This window comes from Lysinibacillus parviboronicapiens (assembly GCF_003049605.2).
Taxonomy (GTDB): domain Bacteria; phylum Bacillota; class Bacilli; order Bacillales_A; family Planococcaceae; genus Lysinibacillus; species Lysinibacillus parviboronicapiens.
In genome coordinates, this window is sequence record NZ_CP073713.1 from 4556187 (window position 1) to 4569790 (window position 13604).

General features: G+C 36.6%; 14 protein-coding genes, 2 pseudogenes and 1 riboswitch. Of the genes and pseudogenes, 9 read left to right on the forward strand and 7 right to left on the reverse strand.

Annotated elements, in window-relative coordinates:
• Position 1 precedes the first annotated feature (1 nt).
• Both C9J31_RS22075 and C9J31_RS22080 read right to left on the reverse strand, forming a co-directional pair.
• The gene (locus C9J31_RS22075) at positions 2-448 is read right to left on the reverse strand and encodes a VOC family protein (RefSeq protein WP_107924032.1); all 447 of its coding nucleotides are present in this window, start codon (positions 446-448) and stop codon (positions 2-4) included.
• Complete coding sequence (locus C9J31_RS22080) at positions 445-588, reverse strand: hypothetical protein (protein WP_193767032.1); 144 nt, start codon at positions 586-588, stop codon at positions 445-447. Before C9J31_RS22080 ends, C9J31_RS22075 begins: the two co-directional genes overlap by 4 nt.
• Positions 589-749: 161 nt before the next feature.
• Here C9J31_RS22080 and C9J31_RS22085 point away from each other — a divergent pair, with 161 nt between their 5' ends.
• From C9J31_RS22085 to C9J31_RS22100, 4 genes are all read left to right on the forward strand, one after another.
• The gene (locus tag C9J31_RS22085; protein WP_107948654.1) at positions 750-1697 is read left to right on the forward strand and encodes an ABC transporter substrate-binding protein; all 948 of its coding nucleotides are present in this window, start codon (positions 750-752) and stop codon (positions 1695-1697) included.
• 85 nt (positions 1698-1782) lie between these two features.
• A complete protein-coding gene (locus C9J31_RS22090) occupies positions 1783-3366 on the forward strand; it encodes a helix-turn-helix domain-containing protein (RefSeq protein ID WP_107948652.1) in 1584 nt (527 codons plus the stop codon).
• A gap of 159 nt (positions 3367-3525) precedes the next feature.
• Positions 3526-3936, forward strand: a complete 411-nt coding sequence (locus C9J31_RS22095) for a YuzC family spore coat inner layer protein (RefSeq protein ID WP_107948650.1) — start codon at positions 3526-3528, stop codon at positions 3934-3936.
• A gap of 113 nt (positions 3937-4049) precedes the next feature.
• Positions 4050-4150: riboswitch (SAM riboswitch) on the forward strand.
• 81 nt (positions 4151-4231) lie between these two features.
• On the forward strand, positions 4232-4969 hold the full coding sequence (locus tag C9J31_RS22100; RefSeq protein WP_107948648.1) for a cyclase family protein: 738 nt from the start codon (positions 4232-4234) through the stop codon (positions 4967-4969).
• Between the two features lie 109 nt (positions 4970-5078).
• On the opposite strand, the pseudogene C9J31_RS22105 reads toward C9J31_RS22100, so the two are convergent.
• Positions 5079-5853: pseudogene (locus tag C9J31_RS22105) on the reverse strand (Cof-type HAD-IIB family hydrolase).
• A gap of 513 nt (positions 5854-6366) precedes the next feature.
• Here C9J31_RS22105 and C9J31_RS22110 point away from each other — a divergent pair.
• The 3 genes from C9J31_RS22110 (at position 6367) to C9J31_RS22120 (ending at position 9078) form a co-directional block, all read left to right on the forward strand.
• Positions 6367-7062 (forward strand): DUF2225 domain-containing protein, encoded by a 696-nt coding sequence (locus C9J31_RS22110; RefSeq protein WP_107948646.1) that lies wholly within the window; start codon positions 6367-6369, stop codon positions 7060-7062.
• Positions 7063-7084: 22 nt separating this feature from the next.
• Positions 7085-7438, forward strand: coding sequence for a hypothetical protein (locus tag C9J31_RS22115; RefSeq protein WP_107924027.1), 354 nt, complete (start codon positions 7085-7087; stop codon positions 7436-7438).
• A gap of 197 nt (positions 7439-7635) precedes the next feature.
• Positions 7636-9078, forward strand: a complete 1443-nt coding sequence (locus C9J31_RS22120) for an erythromycin esterase family protein (RefSeq protein WP_238602063.1) — start codon at positions 7636-7638, stop codon at positions 9076-9078.
• An 83-nt stretch (positions 9079-9161) separates the two neighbouring features.
• On the opposite strand, the pseudogene C9J31_RS22125 reads toward C9J31_RS22120, so the two are convergent.
• The 4 genes and pseudogenes from C9J31_RS22125 to C9J31_RS22140 form a co-directional block, all read right to left on the reverse strand.
• Positions 9162-9287 (reverse strand): annotated as a pseudogene (locus C9J31_RS22125) (DUF4272 domain-containing protein); the annotation flags it as partial.
• Positions 9288-9944 carry a DJ-1/PfpI family protein gene (locus C9J31_RS22130; protein ID WP_107948642.1) on the reverse strand — a complete coding sequence of 219 codons (657 nt, stop codon included), beginning with the start codon at positions 9942-9944 and terminating at the stop codon, positions 9288-9290. It abuts the pseudogene before it with no gap.
• Between the two features lie 169 nt (positions 9945-10113).
• Positions 10114-10716: a TetR/AcrR family transcriptional regulator gene (locus C9J31_RS22135; protein ID WP_107948640.1), complete on the reverse strand. Its 603-nt coding sequence runs from the start codon at positions 10714-10716 to the stop codon at positions 10114-10116.
• Between the two features lie 112 nt (positions 10717-10828).
• Entirely contained in the window at positions 10829-11656 is an 828-nt protein-coding gene (locus C9J31_RS22140) for a MerR family transcriptional regulator (RefSeq protein ID WP_107948638.1), read from the reverse strand.
• An 84-nt stretch (positions 11657-11740) separates the two neighbouring features.
• Between C9J31_RS22140 and C9J31_RS22145 the strand changes: the two genes are divergently transcribed.
• Both C9J31_RS22145 and C9J31_RS22150 read left to right on the forward strand, forming a co-directional pair.
• Positions 11741-12208: a GNAT family N-acetyltransferase gene (locus C9J31_RS22145; protein WP_107924023.1), complete on the forward strand. Its 468-nt coding sequence runs from the start codon at positions 11741-11743 to the stop codon at positions 12206-12208.
• Complete coding sequence (locus C9J31_RS22150; protein WP_107948636.1) at positions 12195-13529, forward strand: MATE family efflux transporter; 1335 nt, start codon at positions 12195-12197, stop codon at positions 13527-13529. The genes C9J31_RS22145 and C9J31_RS22150 overlap by 14 nt, the downstream gene beginning before the upstream one ends.
• The last annotated feature ends 75 nt before the right edge of the window (positions 13530-13604 follow it).

Sequence of the window (13604 nt, forward strand, 5' to 3'; positions counted from 1 at the left end):
TCTAGTTCTCGCTAATAATTAACATATCATTTTCATCAAATTCCCAGCTATCGCCATATGCAACTTCCCAATAATAGCCGTTAGGGTCTTGGAAATAACCACTATATCCACCCCAAAATACTGTTTCCGGCTTCTTGATGATTTTTGCACCAGCCCTTTCAGCTAATAAAAATACTTCATCAACTTCTTCTTTAGATTTCCCGTTATAAGCAAGGGTAATTCCTGCAAAGCCATGACCTAACTGCGGTGTGTTTTCTTCGTTAATATCTTTTACTAAGCGATCAATTTGAAACAGTGAAATTTTTGTGCCTGCATTATTAAAGAAAATTACATCTGGGCTTGATTCATCTCCATATACAAATACTTCAAACCCAAGTCCATCACGATAAAATGTTAGTGACTCTACCATATCTTTAACACCTAACGTTATTAAATTTAAACGGTTCATCTCGTAATCCCCTTTTCTACAGTCTCTTTACTTAATTCTATTTCTACACGGAAATCCCCTTTATCTTTATCAACTGTCCCAAATATAAAATACTCAAAGACGACACTTACTATTTTTTGTGTCTCCCACTTCTTTACCATAAAACTCTCTCAAGTTTGTATAAGAAACATCTAGAGAATGTGTATTGTTTGTTTAATTAATGTATCCTATAATTTACTTGAATCAAACGAGAATGATTATCATTCTAAATTACAAATGTTTTCACAGTGTATCTGTACGAAAACTATAGGAGTGAATAGCTATGCGTAGAGGGCCATTTTTTTCGTTAGCACTTTTATTGGTGCTGACGTTCATTTTAGGAGCATGTAGTTCTAACGAACAAAAAGTTGAATCGCAAGAAAACACATCAGCAGCAGAGACTAGAATTGTAGAGGATGAGTTTGGTAAAGTCGAAATCCCTGCCCATCCACAGAGAGTCGCAGCCGTCTACTTAGAAGATTATTTAAGCGCTCTTGATATAAAGCCAGTCATCCAGTGGTATCATCCAATATGGGGTATACAAGAGTATTTAAATTTAGATGTACCTAAGTTCGATGTGACAGGAAGTATAGAGGCTCTATTGGAAGCAAAGCCAGATTTAATCATTGTGGACGGAGCAGTCGATTCAGAGAAATATGAAAAGTACTCAAAAATTGCACCAACTTATCGATTAAAAGAAGAAATTCTCCAAAATCCTCGAGAAATTGTAAAAACAATTGCAGATGTTTTAAACGTATCAGAAAAAGCGGATGAGGTTGTTAAACAGTATGAAGAGCGAGTGACTTTATTAAAAACTGAATTAGATGCCTCTGTCGGTGACGATACAGTAGCCGTTTTACGTTTAAACGTTGCAGATAAAACTTTAGCTTTACTTGGCATCGAAAATCGATTCATAGGGAATGTTTACAAAGAAGCAGGTTTAACACCACATCCTTTAGTGCGTGATATGAAGGAATTCCAAGAAGTTTTATCTGAAGAGGCTATTCCCAATTTGGATGCGGACCATATTATCATCTTCCCTTCTGATGGAACATGGGAATCGAAGGAAAATCAAGAGGCTGTTCAATGGCTTGATAGCACGCTATGGAAATCGGTACCCGCAGTAAAAAATGGTCATGTGTATATCGCAAGTAGAACATATTGGCAAACAGGAGCTATTACAGCAAACTTATTAAAATATGATGATCTTGAAAAATGGTTTGTTAAATAACTGAATCATCTTGAAAAATGGAAAGCTCTCTAAGGGCTTTCTTTCTGTTGTTTTCAAAAAAAATATGGAAAGGATGAAGGATGCAATGGGAAAGCAACCGTTTATGTACGTATTACAAGAAATATTGTATTTTGCTCAATTCTCAGAAAGGCAATGGCAGACAAATAATAACAATGACTATACATTATTCATCATTAATAATGGCCATGGAAAACTAGTAGTAGCTGGGGAAACTATTAAACTTGCTGAAGGTAAATGCGTTATTATTTCTCCAGATAACATGACTGAAATTAGCATTGAAAGTGAGTGTTTTAGTTTCTATCAATTGTCGTTTACAACTATAAGTTTGGGTGATTCAAAGCAACCTAAAGTGCATGAAATCTTTTCAATTATAGGTGAACTACGTTGCCTTCCCGTTTCACAATGTAACAATCAACTAGAGATTATTTATCGCAACCGCTTAATGAATGATGAACTTTCGATATTTGAGCAGCATGTTCGATTTCAAGAATTTATGCTATTTATTCTTCAACAGAATCTCCCTAAATTGCACCAAAAAAATGACCGCCAATCTGTTGAACATTCCATTGACTATATCCACGAACACTATGAAAAGGATTGGACTGTCGAACAATTATCACATATTGCAGATGTTCCTCGGTGGAATTATTCTCGTCTCTTTAAAGAAATCACTGGCCACATCCCTCTTCACTATTTAAACAATATTCGGATTGATCGTGCAAAACAATTACTTAGCACAACTAATGATCGGATATTTGAGATCAGTCAAACCGTTGGATTTAATAATGAATATTATTTTAACCGTCGCTTTAAAGAACATGTCGGTGTCTCTCCGGGACAATATCGTAAAAGTCACAGCAACAGCATTCGTATTTTTGCTCCTTTTTTAGAAGATTTTTTAGTTGCATTAGGCATTACACCCATTGCCCAATTTAGCCATGCAAAATGGGGGAAACAAGAATACTTGGACTTACAAGAAGTGCCGGATATTGATGTAGCCGATGGTCGCATGGAACAGATTTTACAATATAAGCCAAATTTAATCATGTTAAATGCTGGTGTAGAGCGCTGGGACACTTGCCACCATTTAAATCAGTTAGCGCCAATTTGTCATTTCTCGCACCCTGGTGAGGACTGGCGTTCAACACTCTATAAAATTGCAGATCTAACAGGCCGAATCGCCATCATGAAAGATGTCATTAGGCAATATGAGCACACTGTCCATGATGCCAGAACAATCTTAAGTAAATCTGTTTATGGACAAACCGTTGCCTTTCTTCGTATTTCAGCAAATAGTATTAGTCTTTATGCTGGCCCAGAATGCGGCTACACAGGGCCCATTTTATATCGAGATTTAGGTTTGATGCCCCATCCGCTTGTCTGGAATATGCCTCATCACACAAGAAGATGCGCATTGACGAACGATCAACTTAGTAAACTTGATGCCCATCATCTGTTCATAACATTTGATAAACAGCATTCTACTTTTGAAGGAGAGGAACGAAATATTTTAACCTCACCTATATGGCTTGCCCTTTCAGCGGTTAAAAATCATTGCGTCTATGAAGTGGATTTTTTAACGTGGATGAATTACGGCGTACTTTCCCACAGCAAAAAAATAGAAGATGTCTTACATGTTCTAGGGTAAGACATCTAAAAGGCAGGACTAATCATCCGAATAATGTGCTTGATTGTATATATAAACTAGTAACTTCATGGTTGGTTTTAGAAGATCGACACCTTTAACACCTAACGTCTTTATTTTACATAAGATAAGGGTATCAGAAATTGGATAGGAGGAATTCCGTTGTATTACAACCCTTATCCGTATTTTGTCTATGCCAATCATTATCCCCCATGGGCAACGTCCAACCATACCACACCTAGCCCACTCCCTAGCCATTTGGCAATGCCGACAAATCAACCAACCACTAGCCCCTTCCCACCAGTTAACACACATAAACTGCAGTCATCCGCAAAACAGGTACAAACGATTATGCAGCAAGCTCGACTACTTACAGATAAAATTGATGGGTCAGAGCAATTTGCACACGATCTCATGAACGCCGCGCAACTATCAAATAAAACTGAAGTCGATAAATTAATTGCGTCCACAGGCATCAGCATTAAATTCGACACTAAATATACACCTGATAATCTTCGAGTACTTTTTATTGAAAACGGTTGTTGCGGCCTAACATTAATTTTAAATTGGTGATTGGCAGAAGTAGATAAAATCGCTTTTATTACACATCTCTTAAACTTGTAAACTATGGTTGAATATGTTAAAGTACTTATAATTATTTTTCTGAAAATTCTTATACGCTTTTTTTCTTATCTCGAGAGACGGAGGGATTGGCCCTATGAAGTCTCAGCAACCAGCCTTAGCATGGTGCTAATTCCAATGGCGAATATCGCCTTAAAGATGAGAAGATTGACTTCAGTTGTGATGCACGAGGGCCCTCTTCTAAAAGATGGCTCTCTTTTTATTTTAACTAAAGGAGCTGTTCATATTGACTAACGAACTTTTACAGGCACTTCAATTATTAAAATCTAAGGAATGGATTGATTTAACACACACATTTGGTCCCAATTCACCACACTTTTTTATGTTTGAGGATGCGAAGTTTGACACGTTATTCTCGCATGACGAAGGATTTTTTGCACAACAATTTACGTTTCCTGGGCAATATGGGACACATATCGATCCGCCGGTTCACTTCGTCCGAGACACGCGCTATTTGGATGAATTACAATTAAAAGAACTTGTTTTACCACTTATTGTGATTAACAAAGCTAAGGAATCTGCAACAAATCATGACTTCTCGTTATCTGTACAGGATATTCTTGACTTTGAAGCGGAGTTTGGCGAAATAGAAGCAGGGACATTTGTTGCACTGCGAACAGATTGGAGTAAACGCTGGCCAGATAAAGATGCCTTTAATAACAAGGACGAAGAAGGCCATAATCATATTCCCGGTTGGAGCTTACCAGCATTACAGTTTTTATTTAAAGAACGAAGAGTGAGTGCCGTAGGTCATGAAACATTTGATACTGATTCAGCTGCTGATTTTCGTAAAAATGGTAAGTTAGATGGCGAATATTATGTACTCGATCAGGATACATACCAAATCGAGCTGATGACAAATTTGGACAAGCTACCACCTAAAGGAGCAATAATATTCAATATCGTGCCAAAACCTGAAAAAGCATCCGGCTTCCCCGTGCGTTCATTCGCAATTTTGCCTTAAATCTTTCAACATCATCTAAAAAGGGCCTGTTCCAAGGTCACTTATTGGTACCTTGGAACAGACCTAATTACGGCATTTACTTACACAGGCTATAAAATAGCTACTCTATTTAGATGAGGCACAGTTTACGTAATGCATAATCAATGCCACCCTCATTGGATTTCTTCGTTACAAAGTCAGCATTTCTTTTTAATGCTTCACTGCCATTTGCCATCGCAATACCATATCCAACTTGCTCCAACATATCAATATCATTGTCTCCATCACCAAAAGCAATGGCTTCATGGGAAGTTAACTGGAAATAATTTAACACAGCTTTTACTGCAATTGATTTTGAAACATCGTCTTGCAAGACATTGACGATATTTGGATGCCATCTTTCAAATTTTAAATTTGGAAATTGCCTCGTGTACTTTTTCTCCATCTGTTCGTCCACATATAAACACATTAAGTAGACCTCTTGATTTAAAATATCTTCATTGATTATCGGGAAATCCATTAAAGATAAAGTTTCTCTCATTGCTTTTAAAGTTATAGGATTATGTACACTGTTCATTGATAATTGTTCTGTAAAAAATGTAAGACTTTGGTTATTTTCATCAGCAAAATCTTTTACTGTGTGCACTATCGCTTGCGCCAGCGGTATTTTTTGAATAACTTGATCTTGGTGCTTCACATACGCACCATTGGCTGTAATAAACGTTTCGATACCTAGAGCCATCAAATCCTGACACATTGATAGTGGTCTTCCAGTAGCAGCCACTAATCGAATCCCTTTGCTTTTCAATATCTGTAGAGCTATCTTAGTACTGTCTACGATACTTCCCATCCTCATAATTAATGAGCGTTCCATCAACATCAAAGAATATAATTTTACAGTTCATATTAGCTCCTTCATTGATTGATTGCTTGATGCTAATTAGCAATTATTACTATATTGTACTTTTAAATTATAAAGAAAAACAACTTGCCCGTTTTTATACTAATTGCATTGATATCATCTAATTAGTATCAATGACAGGAATTTTTTTGTGAAAACCTACAATAGTTAATTTAACCTACAACCAGCAATAAAAAAAAGTCATACAACAGCCAGCACTGTCCACCAAAAAAAAGTTTTTCAAGTCAACTATGAATTGTAATTTGACAATCCATTTAACTTTATGTCAAACACACCGATAAATGCTATTACCAGTAGATTTTACGAAACTTCAAACTTACATAAAAATAACATAAATATGAACAAATATTGTGTAAATAATTCTAAAGGAGTATACCAATAAACATAGAATTGTTAATATAAGAGTAAATTAATTAAATCTATTGAACGAACATATACATTCTATAAATAGAACAAAAGAAATAACTATGCATTCGCAGTAAAGGAGTTGAATCATATGGCTTTTAACATTTACTACTATGAAAGTAATGTGGATTGCAAATTTTGCAAAAAACATTTTACTACATATAAGGTACGTCCAAACCGCTATAAAGTAATGGAGGAACAAACAGACTTCATGCCCATTTATGAAGGTTTAAATCCGCTGTTTTACGAAGTAGCTGTTTGTCCACATTGTGGATATGCGTACCACAAATCTATGACGAGAACTTATGGTCCGTTCATGCTGCTAATTGATGAATTGTATATTAAAGAACTGCAAAAACCAATGAATATTTGTCAGGAACGGACAATTGATGACGCGATTGTAAGCTACAAATTAGCATACCTCGTATCGAGGGCATCTATGGAAGAGCCCCTTTTAATGGCCAATTTCGCGCTAAAAATAGCATGGCTTTACCGCTTAAAAAGCGAACAGGAATCAGAAATGCGCTATCTCTTTGCAGCTAGAGACTTTTACAGTAAGTCCTTTGCTTCCAACCAAGAGGGCGAGGAACGTATCCAATTTTTACATGCAGAACTGAGCTTACGTCTCGGTGATATTGCCGAAGCCAAAAAAGGATTCTCTCGCTTAATTTCTGACCGTAGTATATCCAACAAGTATCGCAAGCTAGCGCGTAATCGTTGGGAAAATTATAAATATGATGAGCATTCCATCAGCATGAATGAAAGTATAGGAGAAATCCTCAAATGAAGTAATGGAGGAGTGAAGTAGCATGCAGCTATTTGGCAAAAAAATAGATGCGAGAGAAGAAGATGTTTTTTCAGAATTACATCATTTCTTACTAAGAAAAAATAATCGCATTTTATCAAATGATGAAGTTGTTGCATTAACAGGTGTTTCATCCGAGTTGATTTATAAGTGGGTAAAAGCAGGTAAATTAAAAAAGTCGATATTCCCGAATCTCGGCGCGCCATGTGAGCGATGTGGGAATATAACTCAAGCAAAAATCTGTGTTAATTGTTCATCATCCATCGTTAGTACGTTAAATCAAGAGAAAAAAGATCAAGCATGGTTTAATCAAATCCAGCGTAACAATCCACGAGTAGGCACATATCATTACAAGTAAGACAAAAACACACCTTCCAAAATGCGTACTGATTTTTCATGTACCCATCTCGAGGTGTTTTTTGTCCGCTCCATATTTTAAATATACACCGCCCCTAAGAAATATCAGGAATTTAAACTAAATTTAAACAAGTTCCACCAAATTTTTAACCTTAATTCATTATAATGGGACTCATCTAAGAAAGGGGCCGATGAATTTTGATTAAGCCGTATCAGCAAAACAACAAGAAAAAAATAGTTTTGCTTTCACTAAGCGTAGCCATTACTAGTTTACTAAGCTTCAGCAATGTTGCCAATGCCTCAGCTGCTGTCCCTGCCCATACAGAGCACACGGCAGTGGAAAATAATAATGTAGATGTTAAGCAAGCTCGCACATCAAATGAAACACTACAAGAATGGAAAAGTTGGACCAATGACCATGCCTATAGTTTAACGTCCATTCAACCAGAAAAACTAGAAAAGCAGCACATTCCATCTAGTAATTTTGATGATTTAGCGATGTTAAAGCCATTATTACATGATAAACGCATTGTCTTTTTAGGTGAGAGCTCGCATGGAGTGGCTGAATTTAACCTTGCCAAAACCCGCATCATTCAATTTTTACATCAAGAAATGGACTACAACGTTCTTGCATTTGAAAGCGGTATGGGCAATGTCATGAATGCCCAAGGACAAATTGACAAGCAAGCCGCACAACAAACGATGAAGGATGCTATTTTTGGCGTGTGGTGGACAAAGGAAACACTACCGTTGTTTGACTATACGAAAAAGACTCAACAAACAGATAAACCACTAGTGTTAGCAGGATTTGATATTCAGCAACAAGGAGCATTTACAAACGGTGACTGGTTAAAAAACAGTGACTTAGCTAAACAGTTCAGTAACGTAGAGGAGCAATTAGCGCAGTGGAGTTCAAGTAAGGATTTACAAGGCTACCAAAAAGCAAAGCCTAGTATCATTGATATCTACACACAGGTAAAATCACAAGTGAAGCTTAAGGAGGCAGAATTAAAATCAGCTTATCCGAATGAACCTCATATTGTAAAACTTATGGAGAGAACGTTAACAGATCGTATCCATTTAGCAAATGAATATGTGGAACTTACAATTCAATCAAATATTGAAATCGAAAAAAATAACCCTGAGCCGTTTTTGAAAACAATGGAATGGCGTGATCAAGCAATGCTCGAAAACTTGCTTTGGTTATCAACAGAAATTTACCCGGCAGAAAAATTTATTGTTTGGGCTCATAATGATCATATTCGCAAAGCCCAATCTGAAGTCATGGGTTCTCCTTATCCGGTAAAATTAATGGGTGAACGCCTACCCGATATCTATAAAAAATATAGCTATGTGCTTGGTCTTTATATGGCTGGTGGAGAAACGGCAAACAATATGCGTGAACCTATGGAGGTCTTGCCACCAGTAAAAGGATCAGTTGAAGATATTCTTTCAACGACACATAAGCCTTACACATTCATAGATTTACGAAACCGTCAAAATGAACGTGGAAATTCGTGGATGTTTGAACCGCGTCTATCTTATAGTTGGGGAATTATGCAGGAAAGCCTTGTGCCACGCGATCAATACGATGGACTCCTTCTGATTGACAAGGTTAGTATGCCGAATTATCTAAAGTAGAAGGATTTGAAAATTCTATCCGTCTCTCCATCTATTTATTGAAAAAAGCAGGCTAAGGAAAGAATCCTTAGCCTTTTATGATTCTAAGTATCCATCGAAACATTATCCCAGCCTTCATAACAATGACCTATCATCCAGAATAATCCTCTACGTCTTTCCATGACAATGCTTTCATTCATGCCAGCAGGAGTTTCTTGCCCTTGAATGCGCTATAAATGCGGCTCTTGTTTCGCAAGTTCTTTCAGCATCACTTTTACTTGCTCTACCATAGGAGCTGGTGCTTTCTGTGGCGACCCTGCATCAAAAGGCGGCATAGGATCGTATTCTAACAATAGCTGGACTGATTGACTAATATCTTCTCCCCATTCCCACGCTACTAGCTGAAGAGCCATATCGATGCCTGATGAGACACCAGCTGCCGTAACCATTTTACCTTGGCGCACAACCCTTTCTTCTGTTGGAATGGCACCAAGTGAGTTTAGAATGTCGAAGGAGCCCCAATGACTAGTTGCCTTCGCTCCTTTTAGCAAACCTGCGGCACTCAGAATTAAAGAACCGTTGCATACGGAAGTGGTCCACTTAGTCGTTTCATGAATTTGCTGCATCCACTGCAATGTGTCTTCATCATTCATTGGCGCTTTAAAATTAGGAGGACGACAACCAGGAACGATGAGAATATCGGTTGATGGCACTTCAGAAAAGCTTAAATCTGCATGTAAATAGCCCATTTTAGAATCTAATTTTATTAAACCCTTTTTTTTAGCGACAAACTCTACTTGTATGCCCTCTACTGTTGCGAACACTTCATACGGACCAATTGCATCTAACGCTGTAATTCCATCGTAAAGCATAATTGCGACTTTCATATTAAACGCTCCTTCTTATTTCATTATTTATAAAGAATGAAAGTTTCACACTTCATCATAAAGGACCGGACGGTCCGGTCCTTTATTTGCATTATATATGATAGTCCTCCATTTTCCTATACAAAACAATAATCTATTGTGACAATAAAAAAAGAACCTTCGTTAAGATTTAACTATGGTTCTTTTCTGTATAATGCTGTAAAAGTATTTTCATTTGTTCAACACTATGTTGCATATGTTCATTATTTAAAGATAAACGGCTTGCCATCACCGCTCCCTCTATAGTCGAAAGCAAAAAGGATGCTACAGCATAGGAATCCATCTCTTGACGAAATTCCTTGGCCTGAATTCCCTCATCAATGATGCCTTGTATAAAAAACACAGTTCGATTATAGGCCTCTGAAGCTTTCTCTCGCAGCTCAGGAAAACCAAAATCTGATTCGATAGCTGTATTAAGTAGAGGACAACCACCTTCGATTGGAGGGCTATTAACAGCATCTTGATAGATATGAAACATGGCTATTAATTTATCGGTCGCAGTAACCATAAATTTCGTTGCTTCAAAATAATACTGCCAAATAATACTGCCCGCATATTCGAACGAAGCAATTGCAATATCGTTTTTATTTTCAAATCTTCGATATATAGCACCTTTAGGTAGTGCAGTTGCTGTCATAATATCTTGGATAGAAGTTTGACTATAACCCTTTTTATTAAATAAGGCTAAGGAAGTTTTAATAATAAGATTGCGTGTTTCATCTACCTTATTCATTTATATTCTCCTCCTATGTGAAAGTAACAACCATTATAGCTAATAATGCAATAACTTTGAATGAGTAACAATCTTTTTCTAACACATTTATCCTATAGTCTTCCCTATGGTTTTATATCTTTACAAGTTCCATCATTATTTTCGTCACATACTCCTCTTCACGATTTTTAATAACTGCGTCGTAAATATATTCCTCATAAACGTACTGCCCTAGCATGTAACCCTTGTCTTGCATGACATTAAATAAACGTTCGTATGTTTCCCCAAGTGTAGTGGATGGTCCCACATGGTAGCCAATAATAAATTCTCCTTCAATGGCTTTAAAGTATGGGTGACCCTCCCGCGGTTGTGGTTGCTCCATATATAGAAAACAATAATTATCATAGTTACCGGCTAATACTTGCTCTCTTTTAGTAATACCGCCAATCGGATAGCCTGTATCTAATTGTGAACGATCTAACTCATCGATAAAATCAGAGACTGCCTTGACAAACTGTTCCTCTGTGGAGTCTTCAATATTTTTACTCAAATACAATGTTTCCTCAGGGAAATGTTCAATTGAAATGCTATCAAAATCAAGATATAAGGCTTCCGCTGTGGACTCAATTTTTACATCAATAATTGTTTCAATCATTTCAAGCTCTCGGCGTTTTTTTGTAACTATCTCCTTTTGCTGACGCATCAATTCTAAGAAATTCTCGGGTGATTTATCTGCCATATATTGCTGAATTTCCTTTAACGACATACCGAGTGCCTTTAATAATTCGATGACACTAAAGAAATCATATTGTGCAATGGAATAATAGCGATAGTCTTTATTGTCTTTCATGATTGGTGATAATAACCCTATTTGATCGTAGTAAATCAACGTTTGTTTATTAACTTTACATAGCTTAGCAAATTCCCCTGTTGTAAAAAACTTTATATTTTTATTGAGCATTTTAAGTTTCCTCCCTTGACTATATAGTTACTATATACCTTAAATTGTAGCTAATCACAATATAAATAGAAAGGTTTTGACATTATGTTCACGGAAATTCGTGACATCTCTACTTTAAACAAAGAAGAAATTTTAGCCTTACGTATCGCTGACTATCAGCAGAATTTTATTGAAACGACAATACAATGCTTGAACGAAGCTGAAAACGATCAACGTTTTATACCTGTTGGTCTGTATAAGGAAAACGTTGCGGTTGGATTTGCAATGTATGGCGTTTTTCAACACGAGGATGAGACGGAGCGTGTTTGGTTAGACCGCTACCTTATCGATGAACGTTACCAACATAAAGGATTGGGTAAGTATTTTCTACAGCAACTTATTCACTTTTTAACAAGGAAATATCATTGCCAAAAATTATATTTAAGTGTCTATGACGATAATAAAGTTGCCATTCAGCTATATAAAAAATTCGGATTCGTTTTCAATGGTGAACTAGATGAACAAGGTGAAAAAGTGATGGTAAAGGAGGTACACAATCATGACAACAATTAACCCTATTGAAACAAGACCTCTGAAGCCGTTGTTTTTATCATATTTATTTCCAGCTATGATTGGGATGTTACTGATGTCGGTCAATATTTTAGTTGACGGTATTTTTGTTAGTCATGGTGTTGGTCCGACAGCTTTAGCAGGAGTAAATATCGCAGTGCCGATTTTTTCTATTTTGTTATCGATTTCTCTGTGGGTCGGTATGGGTGGCGCCACTTTGTTCTCGATTTCTCTTGGTGAGGGCAATAAAGTACGTGCACATCAGCTTTTCACATTATCATTTTTGACGATGCTTGCTGTAGTGGTAACATTGATTATGGTTCTTTTATTTAACTTAAAGGACATTGCCTATATATTTGGCGCAAGCGATGCTACCTATCCTTATGTAAAAGAGTACTTACATGTTATTTTGTTATTTGGTGTTTTTTATACGATTGAAAACTTATTGAGTATTTTTATCCGGAATGATGGCAATCCAAAGCTTGCGATGTTGGGCTTAATGACAACATCGATTTTAAATATAATCTTAAACTATCTCTTTATTTTTGTTTTAGGCTACGGTGTAACTGGCTGTGCATTAGCTACTGCGATTTCCACTATTTTAGGAATGTCGGTGCTATGTTTACATTTCTTCCGTGATCAATGTGAACTAAAATTCGTATCTAAATTTTTTAACTGGTCAGATTTAAAAAAGGTATTTGCGATTGGACTACCGAGCTTTATAGTGGAAGCCTCAATGGCTATCATGATTATTTTATACAATATAACATTTTTACACTATTTAGGCGCTAATGGCGTTACTGCCTACGCAATGGTTAACTATATTCATACAGTACTGTTAACCGTTTTCCTAGGCATCGGCATGGCACTACAGCCTCTAGTCAGCTACCATCACGGTGCCAGATTGATGAAGCGGTTAATAGTACTTTTAAAAATTGGCATTGCGACAGCTCTTATTTTCGGTTTAAGTACGACAGTTGTTGCCACGTTATTCCCTTCACAACTCATAGCTTTATTTGGTGACAGTACATTCGAAATTCGCAATATGGCCGTACAAGGCTTTGCCCATTTTGCAATTGGATATATATTTCTCGGCATAAATATGGTGTTTGCGGAATTCTTCCAATCCATTGAAAAAATTCGTCTCGCTACTGCTATTATGTTACTGCGCAGTATTATTTTATTTATCCCATCTCTTGTATTATTGCCAAAATTATTCGGCGTGCAAGCTATTTGGTGGACATTCCCAGTCTCTGAAGGCATCACAGCATTCCTTATTTTCTTGTATATAAAGAAAAAGCGAAAGAAATTCCTTCTATATTAAATTCATGAAAAGCGAAAAAACGTTATCCCCCTTTCACAGTGTATTGTGTCGAAGGGGGATAATTTTATATCATTA